We start from the raw sequence: 18,650 nt of genomic DNA, 5'->3' as shown, positions 1-18,650 counted from the left end.
TCCGATCCTAGAAGGCGTCGCCGGTGCAGGCAGCCTGGTTGATCCGGTACTGCTCGAGCGCGGCCGCCTCGAAATCCTCCGCGTCGGGCATGGAACTGCAATAGGCGGAAAGTGCCTTCAACCCGAGCGGCTGCCACTTCTCGAACCAGCCCCGCAGGACCTCGACATTGCCGGGATTGCCCTGCACCGCGTAGTCGACGAGCACCTTCGTCCAACGTCGCGACCGCTCGCTGTCGATCAGCTGAGCGTCGGCCAGCAGGCCGGTCAGGCTGTCGCCGTGGCGCTTGCCCTCGCGACCGAACGAGAGCAACGCGGCATCCGTCGCGGCCTTCAGCACCAGATTGAGCGCCACGAACTGCTCCGCCCAGTCCCACGCCACCAGCGCGCGCTCGGCCAGCTCGCGGAAGCCCTGCCAGGCGGGGTTCTGCTCCCAATGCGCGCGTTCGGCTTCGCCGAATCCCAGTCCCGGATGCGCCTTGCGCAGCGCCGCCGTGCGGTAGGCGATACGGGAAACCCAGCGGAGCTGATCGCCGCCCTGCAGCATGAAGCAGTTCACGATGGTGCTCGAAGGCGCCAGCGCCACCAGATAATTCGACGACATTTGCTGGGCATGAACGACGTAGCGCGCCGGCGCCCAGTGGGAGCCCAGCACTTCGAGCCAGGCCTGCGGCAGGCTCTCGTCGTGATCGTTGCGCTGGTGCTCGTCCAGCAGGCCGTCGACGAAGGCCTCCTGACCGTCCTGGATCAGCGTGTAGTTGCGGTAGATGAGCTGGTCGGGATCGCGAAAGCCGTCCCAGTCCGCGTGCTGCAGCGGGCTCTCGTTGCGGTAGCGCTTGAACCAGCCGCTCATCGGGATCGCCTGGCCCATCGTCCAGGGCCGGTCCGGATCCTGCGTGCTCCAGAGAAGGTTGGTCGACACCGTCTCGTATTCGGTCGGTCGGCGCCGGCGAGCCGCCAGATGGCTCCAGGTCTTGAGGGGACGCAGGGTCGAAGTCTCTCGCGTGTCCATGATGTTCCTCGGCGATGGGGTCAGCGGCTGCCGCGGAAGAACCAGCGGATCATGTCCGCCGTCATCTCGATCTTCCCGGAGAAGCCGGTCATGTGGATTTCGATCTCCTGCATGCTGAAGCTTCGGCCCAGCATGTATTCGACCGTCTTGCGGTTGAGGGTAAGGCCGCCCGGTCCCTCGACGCGCACGTAGCCGCTGGCGTCGCGCACCTGGAGTTCCTTGCCGGGATTGTCCTCCTGCAGGGCTTCGATCAGGGCGTCGGTGATCTCGCCGGCCCTCAACACGGGTCCGGCCATCATCGTCGCCCCGCTCACCGTTCCATCTGCCATTTCGAGATTCCTTGCTTAAGGCTTGCAGTGCTTGGGCGTGACGTCGCGGACGGCGACGTAGATCTGGCCGTCCACGACCTTGGTCGGATAAAGCGCCAGCTCGGCATGGCAGGGGTTCACCCCCTTGCCGCTGACGGCATCGAGCTCCCAACGATGGGCAGGACAGGTAATCGTACTGCCGCGCAGTTCACCGCCGCTCAGGGCGACGGCCTGGTGCGGACACATGGCCTGCACCGCCTGCACCTCTCCGTCTTCGGTATGGACCAGCAGGACCTTTACGCCCGCAATGTCGACTTCAAGCATGTCGCCGGCCCACAGCTCGTCGAAGTCGGCGGCGCGATGGAATTCAAGGGTCAGGTCGGCGTCGAGCATGGTTCGGCTACTCGACGAACACGTCGATGCATTCGTAGTGCCTGAAGCCCGCTTCACGCACCGTCATCGCGCGCGCGTAGGCCGGCGCGCTGTCGTCCTTGGTGGTGGGTCGTACCCGCAACGGCTTGCCCGGTGCGGGATGACGTACCTGACGATCGACGGCGGGCGCGGCGCAGGCGGCCGCGACCTGGTCCATCGTGTAGTCCGGCTCGACGTCGATGACGCGCACGTGAGCATCGTTCTGAAATCTGCTGAGCACGGCGATCATCGGCGTCACTCCGCCGCCCGCAGTTTCGGGATCTGCTCTGTCGCCCATCTGTAGTCGTGAGCGTCCTTGCCACCCTCGCTGATCACGCCAATGCCCATGTACCTGAGCAGGTTCTCCGGCGTCGGCGGATCGATCGTGCCGCTGTAGAGCCGGTCATTCATGTTCTCGAAATCGTCGTAGCGCTCGGGCTCCTGGTCGAAGACCCACTCGCAGACCGGCGAGCAGAAATTGTAGCGGCGACCCTTGTGTTCCTTCTGGTGGACGCGCGCCTCCCAGACGCTTCCGCCGCGGGTGGCGATCGTCTGCTGACACATGCAGCAGATGGCGGGCGTGCCGATGGCGTAGGTCTTTTCCTCCTCGCCCTTGTTGACGTTGTCGATGATCACGTCCCAATAGCGGCCGAACGTATCGTTCCAGCCGGGATATTTCTCTTCCAGCCAGCCGCGTTCGGCCGCGCCGAGACCGCCCGTCGGATTCCACCAGATCGTGTGGCGCCAGCTCCAGATGCCGGCCTGCTGGGTGTGATGATACGTGTCGATCTCGTGCTTGAGGTGGTCCCAGTACCAGGGCAGGTCCAGGCCGACGTCCTTCAGCTGGCGTTCGAACTGCACGAGCACGAATTCCTGCATGTATTCCTTGAACGACTGGTCGCGCTTCTCAAGCGGGAACCAGTAGTCCATCGGAATGCCGGTCAGCAGCGCGAAGGTCTTCCAGATGCGCCAGAAGGCGATATCGACGGACTTCTGCGCCTCCGCCTTGCGGCCGTTGCGGATCAGGATCTCGATCAGCGGCGTGGCGATCTGCGCGTGGCGCGCCTCGTCCGACTGGATGCTCGTGATGAGATTGGAAAAGGTGAAATCGCCGATGTTGGCGGCATCTGCCGAAAGACCGATCATCTGCACATTCGTCAGGCCGGTCTCGAAAGCGAAGTTCAGCATGATCGACGTGGTGACGGCATCACGAGTCATCATCACGTCGTCGAGCGGATGACGGCCGCCGATTGCCGCCCAGTTGTTGCTGCGCTGCGACTGCTGCGCCCAGTCGAACTGCCGGTCGAGCGGCGTAAGCTGGTGGGCAAACGAGAGCTGGATTTGTCCGTGCCGCAGCTCGTCGAGCACACCGAAGGTCGCCATGTTGCGCATGCCGGGCGCCCGGCCGAAGCGCGCCATGCGGGCACAAGCCTGCCCGGTCTGGTACTCCGACAGGGCGATCGCCGCGTAGTGCAGCTTCAGAAGGCTTAGATAGGCCAGGTCGGCCTTCTCGTAGTATTTCGAGCGTTGCAACGCCGAGCGCACCGAATAGGCGCCACTGTCCTTCTCGCGCTGGATCGAGACATACTCGCGATAGGTGACCTTGTAGGGCTCGTCATAGGTCTCCCACTCCGAGACAGGGATGCCGTAGGGATCTCCCATTTCCGGCGGGAACATCTCAGCCTCGGAAACGTAGGTCGGCGTCCAGTTGGTGGTGCGCGCCAGGTCGTACCATTCCGCGCGTTCGAGCATTGCCATTTGAGTACGGCTCCTGTTGAGGATCGCAGGTCAGACTGGATAATGTTGCGGGTCAGAAGCTCGCCTGCAGGATCATGCTGACCACCAGCAGGGCGGCCGATCCGGCGAGGTAGGGATTGACCCTCTGCTTCTTGAACACCGCCGAGAGGGCGGCGAGGACGAAGCCCACGACCATCGCCTTGTCGAGCGAGAAGGTCGCAATCGTGATCAACGGCATGCTGATCAGAGTCAGCTTGTCGATCGGCGCCATCGGCTTCCACTGATCGTAGGCCGGGCAGAGGCGGAAGCCGACATAGACCAGCGCCCCCAGCGTCGCGCCGACCGGGATCAGATAGATGAAGGGCATCGCGAGGAAGCACAGCGCCATCAGCACGCCGCAGACCAGAGCGGACAGGCCCGTGCGGCCACCGGCACCGATACCGACCGCGCTTTCGACAAAGGCCACGACGCTCGTCGTGCCCAGCAGAGAGGCGGCTGCCGTGCCGCCACCGTCGACCAGCAATGCCTTCTCGCGACCTGGCAGCTTGCCGCTCGCCATCAACGTCGTCCGCAAGGTGAGGCCGATCAGCTTGGCGACGCTGCCGTAGAAGTCGATGATGAAGAGGACCAGGATCACCGACAGCGCGCGCGGGTCGAGCAGCACGGCAGGCGACAGCGCGCCGATACCGGAGAACATCTCCTTCGAGATCGCGGGCGTCGAGCTCGCGGCAGCCGGCGTGAAGCCCGCGATGCCGCGCGACGCCAGCACATGATAGAGCACTGTGACGCCGATGATGCTGATCAGGACGCTGCCGAGCACCCGGAACCGCTCCAGAAGCAGGATGGCTGCGAGCCCGACATAGAGGCAGATCGCAGCCGGCGACACCAGGCTGCCGAAGCCAGATAGCATCAGGCCTTCATAGACGAAGAGGCCCGACAGCTTCATCGCGATCAGCACGAGGAACATGCCGACGCTGAACGAGAGGCCGATCTTCAGGGCGTCGGGAATGCTGTCGATCACCTTCTCGCGGATCGACGCGAGGGTGACGATCACCATCAGCACGCCGGACCAGAAGACCATGCCCAGCGCCTGCTGCCACGTGAAGCCCATCGCGCCAATGACGACAAACGCCACATAGCCGTTGATCTCGAGACCTGTCGACACAGCGAACGGCAGCTTGGCCCACACCCCCATCAGGATCGTTGCGAGCGCGGAGATCGTGATCGTCGCGAACAGCGACATCGAGGTCGGAATGCCGGCCTGGCTGAGGATCGCCGGGTTGACGACGAAGATGTAGGAGAGTGCCAGGAAGGTCGAAACACCTGCCAGGACTTCTGTCGCAGTCGTCGAGCCGCGCTCGGAGATCGAGAAATATGAATCCAGCGCGCCGCGCGGAATCGGCTTGGGAAAAGCTTCGCCTGTAACGGGACTGACCTGAGCTTCCATGACCATCCCCTCCATGGGTCGCGATGGCCTCAAGGTCTCAGGTGATCGCCTGTTTCGTAAATCCACATTCTTCGCGACAAGGTGTTGTCGATTGCGCAACAGCGGCCAAACGCCGGAGAAATGGCCCTGATCTTGCGTCCCCTCTCCCATGCTCGACTCGGCCCTCCCCAGCGAACACGCAGCTGGAATCGAAGACTCTGCCTGGCTCGTCGGCTTTCCGATCGTTGCCTTTCTCGTCCTGGTGGTCGTCGTCCAAACGGCGCTGATGCCGGTCACCAGAGCCTCGATGGCGACAGGCGCTTGCCAGCAGACCGGAGCCTCCGAAGCGGCTTTCAGAGCGTTGATGCTTCATTGAAGCGGGCGTTGCCGATTCGGCAACCGCCTGTGCGATGAAATTCGTCTAGTGCCGATGCGCCAGAAGAGAGATGAGAGCGCGCATCGCCCCGAAGGGAGTGGCATCGTGAGCGCGTTGAGAAACGAGACTGTATTGTCGGTGCATCACTGGACCGACGAGTTGTTCAGCTTCCGGACCACCCGCGACAAGGGATTCCGCTTCGCCAGCGGCCAGTTCACCATGATCGGCCTCAAGGTCGAGGGTAAGCCGGTGCTGCGGGCCTACTCCATCGCCAGCCCGCATTACGTGGACGAGCTGGAGTTCTTCTCGATCAAGGTGCCCGACGGCAAGCTCACCTCGCACCTCAAGAACCTGATGCCGGGCGATCCCGTGCTGGTCGGCGCCAAGGCCGTCGGCACCCTGCTGCTCGACAGCCTGACCCCCGGCCGCAATCTCTACCTGCTGGGCACCGGCACCGGCCTCGCCCCCTTCCTGTCGATCGTGCGCGATCCGGAAGTCTACGAGCGCTTCGAAAAGGTCATCCTGGTCCATGGCTGCCGCCATGTCCGCGACCTCGCCTACCGCTCGGCCCTGGCCGACGAGCTGCCGGCCGACGAGATCCTGGGCGACCTGGTCCGCGACAAGCTGGTCTACTACCCGACCGTGACCCGCGAGCCCTTCAAGTATCGCGGCCGCATCTCGCACCTGATCGAGAACGGCACCCTTGCGAAGGACGTCGGCCTGCCGCCGATGTCGCGCGAGAACGACCGCTTCATGCTGTGCGGCAGCATGCAGATGCTGGCCGACATCCGCGCCCTGCTCGAAGGCATGGGCCTCACCGAGGGCAGCACCACCACCCCGGGCGAGTTCGTCGTCGAAAAGGCCTTCGTCGAGTAAACGCCCCCGATCGTGAACCTCTTGCTAGGCTCGTTGCTCTGGCGCCAGCACCTCGCCTGCCCTCACCACCTGGCGATCGTCGAGCCAGACCGTGGCGTCGCGCAGCGGGATATCGAGATGCAGTGGTGCGCGGCGCGTGCCGCCTCCCGAGAGGTTGGGCCCGGTCGAGAAAAGGAAGTTGCCGTAGTGTCCGCGGCCGTCCTGCCCCTCGATATCCTTCTTGTCGTAGAACCCCAATGCATCCCAGCGCGACTTGCGACTAAGTCCCCAGCCGAGATGGGAGACGGCGAATACTTCGGGATTGGCGTAGGAATTGAGCGTCGCCTTGAGCAGCATGGCGTCCACGCCGCCCTCGATCGCACGGATATAGCCACCCTCGATCCGGAGCGTGATGGCGCTGCGCATGTATTCCTTCTGGGGAAAGATGATATCGCCTTCTGCGATTACCACGGTACCGTTGGCCGAGCCCTCGTTGCCGTAGGTCGTGACGAAGGCACCCGGCCACTGGTCCCAATGGCCGGGTTCGTCCGAGAACCCGTACTGGCAATTGCCGCCGAGTTCGCCCAGCGCCACCTCGAAATCTGTGCCGGCCTCCGTGGTCACGCGCATGCGCGCGGACTGGCGGATGCAGGCTTGGGCGTGCAGGACGCGATCCTTGTCGGACGCCTGCGGCAGCATGCGCTCAAGGATCTCCGGCGGCTCCAGCACCACGAGCGTCCGCGTGCCGTGCGGGGCGAGCTTGCGGATCTCCGGATCGTGGCTATGTGAGAGATCGATGACGAAGTCTGCAGCACGCAGAGCCGCCAGGGCGGTCGCGGGCAGCCGGTTTGCGTTCTCGACCTCGATGTAGGCAGCGTTCGCACCCCGCTCACGACCGACCTGCAGGGCGATGTCGCGATAGCGCGTGTCGACGCCCTGGGCGCCCAGGACAATCGCCGTCTCGCCCTCACCCAGCTTGCATAGCTCGAGGACGTGATGCCACGCGGCGTGCTGGCTCTTGGTGAACATGATCCGTGCTCCCCTATTGCGTGCTGACGATCTGGCTGCGGGCGACGATGCGATCGAGCTTGCGGTAGTCGGGCAGCTGGGCGTCGATGCGCCGCCCGCCCCTGATCACCAGCCGATCGGGCTGACGGCGCGCCAGCAATTCGCTGTAGTCGCGCGCACCGAACAGCAGGAAGTCGGCCGGCCCGCCGCGCCTTATGCGCCCGCCTTCGGCCACGCCCAGCACCGATGCCGGCACAGTGGTGATCGACGACGGCCATCGGTCCAGCTCGGCCTCGAGATGCCCCATGCGGACACCGGCCCCGAACACCTCGATCATGTCGTGGTCGCCGAACGCATGATACGGGTCGCGGCAATTGTCGCTCGCCAGCGCCACGGCGACGCCCGCCGCCTTCAGTTCTCGAAGCAGCGGAATGCCCCGCCAGCGTGGCGTGCCGCCGTCGATCCGGCCCTGCAGGAACTGGTTCACCAGCGGCAGGCTGACGATGGTGAGACCGGCATCGCGGGCGAGCCCGATGGTCCGCCGCCACACCGGCTCCTCCTGCATCGACATGCTGCAGCAATGGCCACACACGACATGACCCTCGAAGCCGTGGCGTATCACCGCCTCGGCGACCTGGGCGAGCGTCGTCGACGACGGCGCGCCGTTCTCGTCGACATGCAGGTCGACATCGAGCCTGCGCTCCTTTGCGAGCATCAGCAGCCGGTCCAGGCGCGCATCGACGACAGTCGGGTCTTCTCCGTGATCGAGACGGTAGGTGATGCCGCCCAGCCGTGCTCCCGACTCGGCGATCATGTCGATGAGCGCGCTGTTCTCGGGCGTGTCGTAGAGGTCGGTGCTGACCAGCGCCGCCGCCTCGACCACCATGCGGCCCGCCCAGCGATCGCGCAGCCTGCGGAACACCGCGAAGCTGATCTCGGCCTGACCGGGCACGAAGCAATCGATGTGCGTGCGGATCGCCCCGGTACCGTGGGCATAGGCACATTCCAGCGCGAACTCGAAGCGCGCCTCGACATCCTCCTCGCGCCAGTACTTTTCTGTGTCGGCGCGCGTACTGGCGCGGGCTCCGATCAGAGTGCCCTCGGGATTGCGCGCCCGCCGAAGTATGTGGCCCTTGTCGAGATGGGAGTGCAGGTCGGCGAAGGGCGGCAGCAACATGCCACCGTCCGCGTCGCATACCGCTCCGCCGGTCACCGATCCCGCCGGCAGAAGATCGGCGACGATGCCGCGCTCGATCACCAGGTCGAGCTTCACCAGCCCGTCCTCGTCGGGGAGGCCCGGCGCGTCGCCAACCAGCACCTGGGTAGGGATGTGGACATTGGCGAGATGGATGCGGTCGTTGCGGGGCCAGTGTTGGGTCATGAGGGTTGTGTCAGCTGCGGGCATCAAAGGCGCTTGAGCGCGGCGAGCAGGCGCTCCGGTGTCATCGGCAGCTCGGTGATGGCCGCGCCGAGCGGGCGGATCGCGTCGTTGACGGCGTTGAGCACGGCGCCGACCGCGCCGGTGGTACCGGCCTCTCCCGCGCCCTTGGCGCCCAGCACCGAGTGCGGCCATGGTGTTTCGACATGGTCGATCACCATGTCGGGCAAGTCCGACGCCAGCGGCACGAGATAGTCGGCGAGCGAGGCGTTCTGCACCTGGCCGGCGGCATCGTAGACAAGCTCCTCGAACAGCGCCTGGCCGATTCCCTGCGAGATGCCGCCGCGGACCTGCTCGCCCACCAGTAGCGGGTTCACGATGGTGCCGAAATCGTCGACCGCCCAGTGACGCAGCAATCGCACCGCGCCGGTCCAGACGTCGACCTCGACCAGAGAGGCCTGCACGCCGTTGGTCGGCACGAGGGCCGGCCAGTCGTGGCCAAGATGGCGGGACAGCGACAGGCTCACCTGTGCACCCCTGGGTAAAAGCTGAGGCTTGAAGTGCACGATTTCGGCGAGGTCGGCGAGGCTGATGCCAGAGCCCTCACCGTCAGCCGCACCGATCATCCCGTGGCTGATCGTCAGCTGAGTGGCGCTCGTCTGCAGCAGCTGCGCCGCCACCTCGAGGACTACCGCGCGCAGCTCTCGAGAGGCCTGCAGGGCCAGCTCGCCGCCGACCGCGGTGCCACGCGAGGCGCGCACGCCCGAACCGTAGGGCGTGGCCTGGCTGTCGCCGGAGACGATGCGGATGCGGTCAACCGCGACGCCGAGTTCATCGGCGATCACCTGCGCCATTACAGTGTGCGTGCCCTGCCCCTGATCGGTGACGCTGATAGCGCAACGCACCGCGCCCGACGGATCGATCGAGAGCGTGATCCCGTCCTGCGCGGTGGCCTTTCGGATATGCGCGTTCGAGGGTGCGTTGGTGGCCGTGCGCTCGATGAAGCAGGCGATGCCGAAGCCGCGATGGATGCCCTTGACGCGCAGCCGCTCGTTCTCCGCGCGCAAAGCCGGGATGTCGACGATCTCGGTCAACCGCCGCAGGCAGGCCTGGTGCGACAGCGCATCCAGGTCGATGCCGGTGCGCGTCTTCACCGGGTAGGCATCGTCGGGAACATAGTTGGCGAGCCTGAGCGCCACCGGATCGCGGCCCGTGGCAGCGGCGGCCTTCTCGATGAGATGCTCGCCGATCGCCGCGGCGATGGGGTGGCCGACGCCGCGATACTGGCCGACGATGTTCTTGTTCTGGAACACGACCTCGAGCCGGCCGCCGACATGCGGCACGCGGTAGGGCGCCATGGCCAGCCGCACCGCCTCGTCGCCCTCCTGCACGCTGGAGCCGGGATGGGTCGAAAAGGCGCCCATGGCGAGCCGCGTTTGCGCCCGCCACGCCACGAACTTTCCCTCGCCATCGAGCGCCAGCCGCGCCGTGACGATTTGCTCGCGGCAATGGATGTCGGTCATCAGCGCTTCCAGCCGGTCGGCGATGAATTTCACCGGCCGGCCGATCAGGCACGAGATCGCCACCGTCGCGACCTCGTCGGAATAGAGATGGATCTTCGCTCCGAACGAACCGCCGACATGCGGGCAGATCACACGGATGCGGCCCTCGTCCAGACCGAGATGCGTGGCGTAGAGCGAGCGCAGCTGGTGCGGCGCGGTGTGGCTCTGGTAGACGGTCAGGCTGCCGTCGCCCGGCAGGTAGTTCGCCACCACCCCACGCGTCTCCATTGGCATGACGGTCTGCCGGTTGAAGCGGAAGGAGGCCTCGACCACGCAAGCCGAGTTGGCGAACAGCGCCGCTTCCTCGGCATCGCCGACATCGGCCTGGTAGGCGAGATTGCCCGCGAGGTCCGGATGGGCGCGCGCCGCGTCGGGCGCCAGGGCAGCCGTAAGATCGCAGGCCGGCGGCAGCAGCGCCCACTCGATCTCGACCAGCTCGACAGCATCCTCCGCGAGTGCGCGACTCTCCGCCACGACCGCGACGACCGCTTGGCCCACGAACACGACGCGGTCCTCCGCCAGCGGATACTGCGTGCGCATCACCAGGCCCGGATAGGTCTGCGACGTCTGCCAGCCCTTGCAGACCGGCGCAAGGTCGGCGGCCGTCACAACACGAACCACGCCGGGCAGCGCGTCGGCCTCGGCGGTGCGGATGGCCACAATGCTTGCATGCGCGTGCGGCGAGCGCAGGAAAGCCACATGCATCACGCCCGGCACCGCGACATCGTCGATATAGGTGCCGCGACCACCGACAAACAGCCTCGCGTCGCCGCGCCGGTGCGAGGAGCCGACCGCCTTGGTCGTCGTGCCGCTCATGGCTTCGCCTTCGCTGCGACGGCAACGGCATCGACGATCGCCTCGTAGCCGGTACAACGACAGATATTGCCGGACAACGCTTCGCGGATCTGTTCGCGCGACGGGTCGGGCTCGCGCGACAGCAGCTCGGCCGCGGTCAGGAGCATGCCCGGCGTGCAGAAGCCGCATTGCAGCGCGTTGCGGTCGACGAAAGCTGCCTGCAACGCCGCGATTCGGCCGCTGTCGCTCGCCCCCTCGATCGTCTCGACCTCCGCGCCGTCGAGCTGCACGGCATAGACCAGGCAACCGCGCACCACGGCCCCGTCGAGAACAATGGAACATGCGCCGCACACCCCGTGCTCGCATCCGACATGCGTGCCGGTGAGCCCGGCATCGTGGCGGATCATGTCGGCCGCACTAATGCGCGGTTCGACATGCTTGGCCACGACGCGCCCGTTCAGCCTGAACTTGATCGTATGGATGCCGCTCATGCCGCTACATCCCCCCGGTAGATGTCATCTCGGCAACGCCGCGCCAGGTCGGCGGCGATCACGAGCTTGGCCCGTCCCGCGTTGCCCGCGCCCGCCGTCGACGGCAGGTCGAGCGCCAACGCCGCCAGAATATCGGCCTCACCGGCTTGCGGTTCTTCGGCCAGCAGCGCTTCGAGCTGGGCGAGCCGAACGGCTCGATCCTCGACGCCGAATGCCGCCCAGCGCTGCAGCCCAAGCCCGCGCCGGCCCACGATGCCCGCCAGCGCGAGATCGCCGTGCCGGCGCGACATCTCGTGGAGGGCGGCGGGATCGCGCGCGGCGGCCAGCGGAATCGACACGCCGGTCAGCACCTCGCCCGGCTCGAGGGCCGTTGCGAACATGCCGCGGAAAAAGTCACCCGCCGCGACGGTGCGCTCGGCGCCGGACGAGGCGATGTGCATGGTGGCCTCAAGCACCAGCATGCAGGCGGGAAACTCCGCCGCCGGATCGGCATGGCAGAGGCTGCCGCCCAGCGTGCCGCGGTTGCGCACCGACTGGTGCGCGACATGCCGAACGGCGCTCGCCAGCAGCGACGCGTGTTGCGCCACCAGCGGGTCCGTCTCGACCTGACGGTGCCTTACCAATGCACCGATGTGCAGCGCGTCGCCTGCGAGTGTAACTCTCCGCAGCTCGGCAAGGCCGCCGATATCGACCAGCAGCGCGGGCGAGACGAGACGCAGGTTCATCATCGGCACGAGGCTCTGGCCGCCGGCGATCACTCGCGCCTCGGCCGGGCCAGCCAGAAGGCGGCACGCCTCCTCGACGGTGGCTGCGCGCCGATAGTCGAAAGGCCGCGGCTTCACACGGCACCCGTCGGCGGCCGCAGCGCCGCACATCGGATCGTGTGTTCGCGAAGCCAGGCGTTGCCCGTGAGTAGCTTAAGCATCATCTTGCGCAGCGCCTGAGGCATCAACGCCAGTTCGCCATAGAAGCGCGAGACCGTCTGGACCCATTCGACGAAACGCCGCTCGTTGGCCTGCCAGGCTGCCAGCGCGCTCTCCACATCGGCGTGCTTCGCGAGCGCATCCGCCAGCGACAGGGCCGAGGTCATGGCAACACCGCCGCCCTGCCCGAGGAACGGCGGCTGGGCGCTGACGGCATCGCCAATCAGCGCAACGTGGCCGCGCACCCAGGAATGGACGCGCACGACCTCGAACCAGTCGCCCTTGCCGTCCTCGGGGATACGCTCGATCACCCAGTCGAGATGCGGAAAGGTCTCGAGCCACGAGGCGCGGTCGAACGGCGCGCCGGCCGCCGGATCGCCGCGCACGGAGGTGAGCTGGACATAGACCTGCTGCGGGCTGCTGGGCGCATAGAGCAGCCGCCGGCTGCCGTTCCAGTGCTCGCTGATGCGGCTGCGGGATTCGTGCGCGGCATCGCCCGGCTGCCGATCGATCATGATGCGATAGCCGTACTGGCCCACCGGCTTGCGCGAGCGCAGCAGCCCTAGGCTGTCGCGCACCCGGCTGTTGACGCCGTCGGCGCCGACCACGAGATCGGCCTGCTCCACCGTACCGTCGCGGAAGCGCAGCGCGCCGCAGGGATCGGCGCCCTGTATCGGCTTGCCGAAATGAATCTCGCCGCCCGCCGACAGCACCGCATCCTTGAGCGAAGTCAGCAGCGCACGGCGCATCGGCAGGAAGAGGCGGCCACTCGCCGCCGTGTTTTCGACGCCCAGCAGCTCGCCTTTCGCCCCCCGCCGCTCGCGCACCTGGACCTGCTGCATGCCCGCGATCACCTGCTCGTAGACGCCCAGCGTCTCGAGCACGCGAAGACCATTTTCCCAGATGTAGATCGCCGCGCCCAGGATCCGGATATCGTCACTCTGCTCGTAGATGCGGACCTGCCAGCCCTTGCGCAGCAACGCCAGGCCGGCAGCCAGACCGCCGATTCCCGCGCCTGCGACGATCGCATTGCCCTTCATCAGACGTACCGCATCAGGGTGGCGAGCACGGCACGCTGCGTTTCGTATTGCGCCGGATCGTCGTACGTGCGCGGCCGGCGCAGATGGCCCAGCCCGATCTCATCGCAGATACGGCTGTTGGGACCACTTTTCATCACTACAATGCGGTCCGAGAGATAGACCGACTCCAGCGAATTGTGCGTCACGAACAGAACGGTGCGGCGATCGGCTTCCCACAGCGACAGCAACAGCTGGCGCATGCGGAGCGCGGTGATCTCGTCGAGCGCGCTGAACGGCTCGTCCATCAGCAGCAATTCTGGCTCGATCGAGAAGGCGCGCGCGATCGAGACACGCTGCTGCATGCCACCCGACAGCTGTAGCGGAAAATAGTTGGCGAACGATGCGAGGCCGACGGCTTGCAGCCATCGTTCGCAGCGCGCCGGCCATTCGGATTTGGGGACGCGCGCCGCATCGAGCGCGAACTCGATGTTACCGCGTACCGTGCGCCACGGCAGCAGGCGGGGCTCCTGGAACAGATAGGCGATGCGGGGCTTGGCGGCCCCCACCGCGCTGCGGCCGATCTCGACCTTGCCCTCGAAGCTTGTGTCGAGCCCACTCAGCGCGTTCAGCAGGGTTGATTTTCCGCAGCCCGACGGCCCGAGGATGGTCACGAACTCGCCGGGCATCACCTGCAAGTCGACATTCTCCAGCACGCGCAAGCGCGAGCCGTCGGCAGTCTGGAACTCCTTGGCGAAGTCCCGGATGGCGATGGATACCGACATCGTGTCAGGCCAGCCGGGCCGCTGGCCGCCAGCGGAACAGGCGGCGCTCGATGCCGCCCAGCACCACGATCTCGATCAGCAGCATAATGGCCACGAAGAAGACGGTGTATTCCAGCACGCGGCCGAGATCGAACAGCTGGTGGTAATATTCGATCTGGTAGCCGATGCCATTGCTGCGGCCGAGCAGCTCGACGAACAGCACCATCTTCCAGACAAGCCCGAGACCGAACCGTGCCGACGCCATGAGCGAGGCGGCAAGCTGCGGCAGGACGACGGACGTGACGATGCGGATCGGCGAAAGGCCAAATCCCCGTGCCATCTGGATCAGTTTCACGTCGACGGCCTTGGCGCTTTCCCAGATGTTGATGGTCAGTACCCAGACCACCGCCAGCGCCGCCGCCACGACGGCCGCGAACTCGTTCAGGCCGATCGAGGTATAGGCGAGGATGATGAAGACGAGGCTCGGGATCATCAGCCCGATGACCACCCAGGAGCCGAACAGCTGGCGCGCGAATGCCGAGAAGCCCAGCGCGATTCCGAAGGGTATGGCGATCGCCATCGACAGGCCGAAACCCAGGAAGATGCGCATCAGTGTCACGCCCAGATGCTTCCAGATCTCCGGCTTCTGGATGTCCTGCAACAGGAAGATCAGCACCTGGTGCGGCGGCGGCAGCAACGGCTTGGCGGGCAGCCAGGCCGCCGCGTACCAGATCGCCAGCAGCATCGCGACCGACGCCAGCCTCGGCACCCCCCCGGTGAACAGACGCGACTTCACGGTCCGTTAGCTCGAGAAGCTGGTGTTGAAAATGCCCGTCGGCAGGGCGTCGACACCCATGGCTTCCTTGCCGCCGGTCGCATAGAGCACCTCGAAGAGCTGCTTGGTTTCGGCCATCGGGTCGGCGGAGAAACGCGCCAGCGTCACCTCGCGGCTGTAGTCGCGCATCAGCGGCACGACCGCCGCGTCGGTGATGTTCTGCCGCGCCAGGCACTCGACCCAGATCGGGTCGTTGGCACGCAGGTACTCGACGGCGTCGCGATAAGCCATCGCGAAGGCGCGGACGTTCTTCGGGTTCGAGCGGCAATAGGCTTCACGGAACGCGACCGACGTCAGCATCGTGCTGGTGGGCATTCCCGCGAGCTTGAGCAGGTCCTTGCTATTGAACAGGATCCGGTACTCGCCCGAGGCGACCATCGGCATGGCGAGATTGTAGAAGATGAACGTGGCGTCGATCTGCTTCTGGTCCATCAGGCCGCGCAGCAGGCCTGGCCCGGCCTCCTGGATCGTGCTCTCGGTGCGCGGGTCATAGCCGAATTTCGACTTGGCCGTCGACAGGTAGAGGACCCATTCCGGGCTGAAACGATTGTAGGTGCCGACTTTCCTGCCCTTGAGGTCGACCACAGTCTTGGCAGGCGAGTTCTTCGGAACGACCCAGACGTTGGGCATCTCGAGGAAGGGCACGATGGCGGTGATCTCTTCTCCCGCGGTCCGCACGCGCGCCAGCTCCAGCCAGTTCATCAGGCCGCCCTCGACCGCACCCGAGCGGAACGCGGTCAGCGCTGCACCGCCGGGCTGCACCGAGACGTTCTCCAGCTCGAACCCATACTTGCGGTCGAGCCCGAGCTTGGCGATTGCCCAGAACGGATAATCGTTGCCGCCGGGAAAAGACGCCACCCGCACCTTGCCGCCCTCGCCCTTGAAATCCTGGGCCGTCGCACGCGTCGTGGTGAGGCCTGCCACGGACAATAGGGACGAGAGAATGCTGAATGATCGCCGGGTTAGAACCATGCTGGCCTCCAGAGGAATCGGGCGTTGGATCACTCTACGGAGCGGCCACCTCCTCGTGCAGGGTAGCTACCGTTATTGGGGGGTATGCTACGGCGCGCTTCGTGCTCAATCCTCAAGACCGGCCTTGCGCAATCCCTCGCGCAGATGCTCCGACAGGGCATCAACACCCGAGAGATAACGGAAATAGCGGTCGGCGAACCGCGGAAAGGCAGGCCATTTGCGACGCACCTCGGCAATGGCGAGGGCTGCCTCCTCTGAACGGCCTAGCTGACCGAAGGCGGCGGCGCGGAGCAACGAGGGCGTGAACTGCTCACCGGCTGGATAGGTCTGCAATTCGTTCAGCGCGCCCAGGTAGTCGCGCTGGCGATAGGCGTTGAGGAAGGTGGCGCGGAATGCCCACCCCGGCGGGTGGCGGATCACAGCCAGTGCTTGCGCCATGAGCTGCGCGCCCGTTTCCCAGTCCCCCGCCAGTGAGCGGAAAAAGCCGGCGCTGAGTCTGGTGCTGGGCGCATGCGCATTGCCTGCGGCCAGACGCTCGCAGACCTCCAGCGCGCCGACAAGATCGCGGCGGTACATGGCGATCGTCGCGGCCGCCACATGTGCGTAGGCGCAGCCCTGGTCGAGCTCCATGGCGCGCTGGGTATGGCGATCGGCGGACTGCAGGAAATCGACATCATCGTCAAAACCCAGGCAATTGCCGGTGAAGGCGGTATGCGCCAGCGCCGCCCACATCATCGCCGAATAGGGCGCGCGCCTGACCCCGGTCTCGAGGTCCGCCCGGGCCAGTCGATAGACCTGCTCGTTGGTGATGCGCGTGAGATAGCGATGGCGCTGGATGGCGACGTGCGGCGTCCATACGCGATCGGCTTCGCCACTGACCGACTCGAATGCGAGCAGCCGGCAGATCACGCCGTGGAAGTCGGCGATCTCGGCCGAGACACGGCGTGCGATCGCGTCCTGCGCCTCGATGGTGGCGGTGGCGTCGGGCGGGCCGTCGAACGAGTCGGTCCAGATGATTGCGTTGGCCTGCAGATCGTGCAGCTTCAGGACGGCGCGCAGTCGCCTCCCGCTCTGGCGCGCGCTGCTGGTCACGACGAAGCGCGCCTTGGTCGACAGGCCGAGAGACGCGGGCGATGAACCTTCGGGCAGGATTGGGATCGCAGGCGCCACCGAGAGGTCGGGATAGCGCGCCAGCTCGACCGTGAGCTGTTCGGTCAGTCCCAAGGAAAATAACGCGGCTTCCGGGCCGAGTCCGCTGGTCTGCACGACCAGCAGCCGCGTCGGGGCGAGCGTGCCCAGCAAGGCAACGCCGGCGTCCGGGCGCATTGACGACACCCGTTCGAATGTGGGCACGTAGCTCCCGCGCGGCACCGAGATGCGAACCGGGTCGCCAGCGCCCTGATTGGCATAATAGCCGTCGAGGTTGCGGCGCAACTTGCCCGCTTCCAACCGCACCAGCGGATCGCGGTCGGGATCGAATCCCGGCCCCCGGCCGAGCGCCTCGGTAGCTATGCTGTACTGCTTCAGCAGGCGCGCTTCGCCCGCCAGCGTGCGCTCGACGATATAGGCGAGGAAGCGCCCGCTGCGCGTCGAGGCGGCGAAGTCGGCGGTGCCGAGGATACGGCGAAGCTGCGTGCCGATTTCCGTCGCCAAAGGCGCCTGATCGGCCGTGCCGGTCGCGCTCGCCTCCTCGGCGGTAGACAGGAGCCTCGCGGTGACCATGCTGCCAGTCGAAGCAATAGGTGTGCCTATTGTCATGGAGACCGTCTTGCCGCGACGGCATCGAACGCGTGAGAGGAACCGATATGCTTAGACGCTCGAAGGGCACCGCATTCGGAGTCCATTGACCCGCGGGACCGAGTATTGAAGCGTGCTTAGTGCCTGTCATGCGAATGCCTCGATATGAATCGGGCACAAATTGGTGTTCCGATCGCACCGATGGGATTCCCTGTTTTCTTCCCCCAATACCCGGTTCCGGGGTGTCCGAATTCCCTGCTCCGATTGGGCTGTGTTGCACAGCAACACCTCAAAAGATGCCGTCCTTGCAGGCATTCTCCGCAGTTCAGCCAATCACGCCCCTCGCCGAATCCCTGATATTTTCCCTGCTACCGGGGAAGGAAGGGGGTTCGCGGCTGAATGGCTGCACCGCCAGCGATGCCGCGAACGCCCACTCCGGCCATGCATGCATCGCGAAAGACGCCCGTTTTGCGAGGCTTTCGGCGTCGAAGACAACCACCATACGACGCACAATTCGCCTGCAAATTCAGTCAATTTGGCCGCCTCCGGCGCGCTTTCTCTGGCGCCTGATGGTCGAGTGGTAGCTTCCGAGGAAGACTGCATGGAACGGAACTTCAAAGGCGACGCTGGGCGCCGACGTGGAGTCCAAGACGACCGCCATCGTCGGCGGCTGCAACAAGATGGACGCCGTCGGCTCCCCTAGAGGAGCGCGCCTCGACGAACATGCTCGACGGCCACTGCCTTTTCGAGGGCAAGCTCACGCCGAAGTAGTCCGCTCATAGCATTCGCCACGAGGCTGTCGACCCTGCGCGTCGCTGACTGTCCGCGCCGGCGTCATTGCGAATGATGGCAGCGCCGATGTGGAGGTCTGCTTCAAGCCCGACTCGACATCAGCGAGCGTGTGATTTTCCCGATCACCGAGACGCTGTCGCACGACATCGAGGATGTGCGCTTCGTTCAGTTCGAGCAGGCGGCCTACTCCAGCTTCGCCACGATCAAGATCGCCGACCTGATGAAGACGTTGGAGGTCTGACCTTGCAGCGTCTG

General features: G+C 65.7%; 18 protein-coding genes. 2 read left to right on the top strand and 16 right to left on the bottom strand.

Going from position 1 to position 18,650, the window contains the following annotated elements; genetic code table 11:
• Positions 1-7: 7 nt before the first annotated feature.
• From ACQY78_RS20780 to ACQY78_RS20755, 6 genes are read right to left on the bottom strand one after another with little or no spacing between them, the layout of a single operon-like run.
• Entirely contained in the window at positions 8-1,009 is a 1,002-nt protein-coding gene (locus tag ACQY78_RS20780) for a toluene monooxygenase (RefSeq protein WP_428678210.1), read from the bottom strand.
• A gap of 20 nt (positions 1,010-1,029) precedes the next feature.
• A complete protein-coding gene (locus tag ACQY78_RS20775) occupies positions 1,030-1,338 on the bottom strand; it encodes an MmoB/DmpM family protein (protein ID WP_428678209.1) in 309 nt (102 codons plus the stop codon).
• Positions 1,339-1,353: 15 nt separating this feature from the next.
• The gene (locus tag ACQY78_RS20770; RefSeq protein WP_428678207.1) at positions 1,354-1,710 is read right to left on the bottom strand and encodes a Rieske 2Fe-2S domain-containing protein; all 357 of its coding nucleotides are present in this window, start codon (positions 1,708-1,710) and stop codon (positions 1,354-1,356) included.
• A gap of 7 nt (positions 1,711-1,717) precedes the next feature.
• Complete coding sequence (locus ACQY78_RS20765) at positions 1,718-1,978, bottom strand: toluene-4-monooxygenase system B family protein (protein ID WP_428678205.1); 261 nt, start codon at positions 1,976-1,978, stop codon at positions 1,718-1,720.
• Between the two features lie 5 nt (positions 1,979-1,983).
• Entirely contained in the window at positions 1,984-3,486 is a 1,503-nt protein-coding gene (locus ACQY78_RS20760) for a YHS domain-containing protein (protein ID WP_428678203.1), read from the bottom strand.
• 52 nt (positions 3,487-3,538) lie between these two features.
• The gene (locus ACQY78_RS20755) at positions 3,539-4,912 is read right to left on the bottom strand and encodes an NCS2 family permease (RefSeq protein ID WP_428678201.1); all 1,374 of its coding nucleotides are present in this window, start codon (positions 4,910-4,912) and stop codon (positions 3,539-3,541) included.
• Between the two features lie 457 nt (positions 4,913-5,369).
• On the opposite strand from ACQY78_RS20755, the gene ACQY78_RS20750 reads away from it, so the two are divergent.
• Positions 5,370-6,143, top strand: a complete 774-nt coding sequence (locus tag ACQY78_RS20750; RefSeq protein ID WP_428686450.1) for a ferredoxin--NADP reductase — start codon at positions 5,370-5,372, stop codon at positions 6,141-6,143.
• Between the two features lie 24 nt (positions 6,144-6,167).
• Here ACQY78_RS20750 and ACQY78_RS20745 read toward each other — a convergent pair whose 3' ends face one another.
• The 10 genes from ACQY78_RS20745 to ACQY78_RS20700 all read right to left on the bottom strand — a co-directional run bounded on the left by ACQY78_RS20745 (position 6,168) and on the right by ACQY78_RS20700 (position 17,588).
• Positions 6,168-7,151 (bottom strand): 2,5-dihydroxypyridine 5,6-dioxygenase, encoded by a 984-nt coding sequence (locus ACQY78_RS20745; RefSeq protein WP_428678199.1) that lies wholly within the window; start codon positions 7,149-7,151, stop codon positions 6,168-6,170.
• Positions 7,152-7,164: 13 nt separating this feature from the next.
• Entirely contained in the window at positions 7,165-8,511 is a 1,347-nt protein-coding gene (locus ACQY78_RS20740) for a cytosine deaminase (protein ID WP_428678197.1), read from the bottom strand.
• A gap of 23 nt (positions 8,512-8,534) precedes the next feature.
• Complete coding sequence (locus ACQY78_RS20735; RefSeq protein ID WP_428678196.1) at positions 8,535-10,886, bottom strand: xanthine dehydrogenase family protein molybdopterin-binding subunit; 2,352 nt, start codon at positions 10,884-10,886, stop codon at positions 8,535-8,537.
• Positions 10,883-11,356 carry a (2Fe-2S)-binding protein gene (locus tag ACQY78_RS20730; protein ID WP_428678194.1) on the bottom strand — a complete coding sequence of 158 codons (474 nt, stop codon included), beginning with the start codon at positions 11,354-11,356 and terminating at the stop codon, positions 10,883-10,885. Before ACQY78_RS20730 ends, ACQY78_RS20735 begins: the two co-directional genes overlap by 4 nt.
• On the bottom strand, positions 11,353-12,198 hold the full coding sequence (locus ACQY78_RS20725; protein ID WP_428678192.1) for an FAD binding domain-containing protein: 846 nt from the start codon (positions 12,196-12,198) through the stop codon (positions 11,353-11,355). The genes ACQY78_RS20730 and ACQY78_RS20725 overlap by 4 nt, the downstream gene beginning before the upstream one ends.
• The gene (locus ACQY78_RS20720) at positions 12,195-13,319 is read right to left on the bottom strand and encodes an FAD-dependent monooxygenase (RefSeq protein ID WP_428678190.1); all 1,125 of its coding nucleotides are present in this window, start codon (positions 13,317-13,319) and stop codon (positions 12,195-12,197) included. Before ACQY78_RS20720 ends, ACQY78_RS20725 begins: the two co-directional genes overlap by 4 nt.
• Complete coding sequence (locus tag ACQY78_RS20715) at positions 13,319-14,080, bottom strand: ABC transporter ATP-binding protein (protein ID WP_428678188.1); 762 nt, start codon at positions 14,078-14,080, stop codon at positions 13,319-13,321. The genes ACQY78_RS20720 and ACQY78_RS20715 overlap by 1 nt, the downstream gene beginning before the upstream one ends.
• A gap of 4 nt (positions 14,081-14,084) precedes the next feature.
• Positions 14,085-14,855, bottom strand: coding sequence for an ABC transporter permease (locus ACQY78_RS20710; protein WP_428678186.1), 771 nt, complete (start codon positions 14,853-14,855; stop codon positions 14,085-14,087).
• Between the two features lie 6 nt (positions 14,856-14,861).
• Positions 14,862-15,818, bottom strand: coding sequence for an ABC transporter substrate-binding protein (locus ACQY78_RS20705; protein WP_428678185.1), 957 nt, complete (start codon positions 15,816-15,818; stop codon positions 14,862-14,864).
• A gap of 153 nt (positions 15,819-15,971) precedes the next feature.
• A complete protein-coding gene (locus ACQY78_RS20700) occupies positions 15,972-17,588 on the bottom strand; it encodes a hypothetical protein (RefSeq protein ID WP_428678183.1) in 1,617 nt (538 codons plus the stop codon).
• Positions 17,589-18,504: 916 nt separating this feature from the next.
• On the opposite strand from ACQY78_RS20700, the gene ACQY78_RS20695 reads away from it, so the two are divergent.
• Complete coding sequence (locus ACQY78_RS20695) at positions 18,505-18,636, top strand: hypothetical protein (protein WP_428678181.1); 132 nt, start codon at positions 18,505-18,507, stop codon at positions 18,634-18,636.
• The last annotated feature ends 14 nt before the right edge of the window (positions 18,637-18,650 follow it).

It is taken from the genome of Reyranella sp. (genome assembly GCF_965279625.1).
Classification (GTDB): domain Bacteria; phylum Pseudomonadota; class Alphaproteobacteria; order Reyranellales; family Reyranellaceae; genus Reyranella.
Note: the sequence above shows the minus strand (reverse complement) of the source record. Positions and strands in the feature narration are given on the sequence as shown.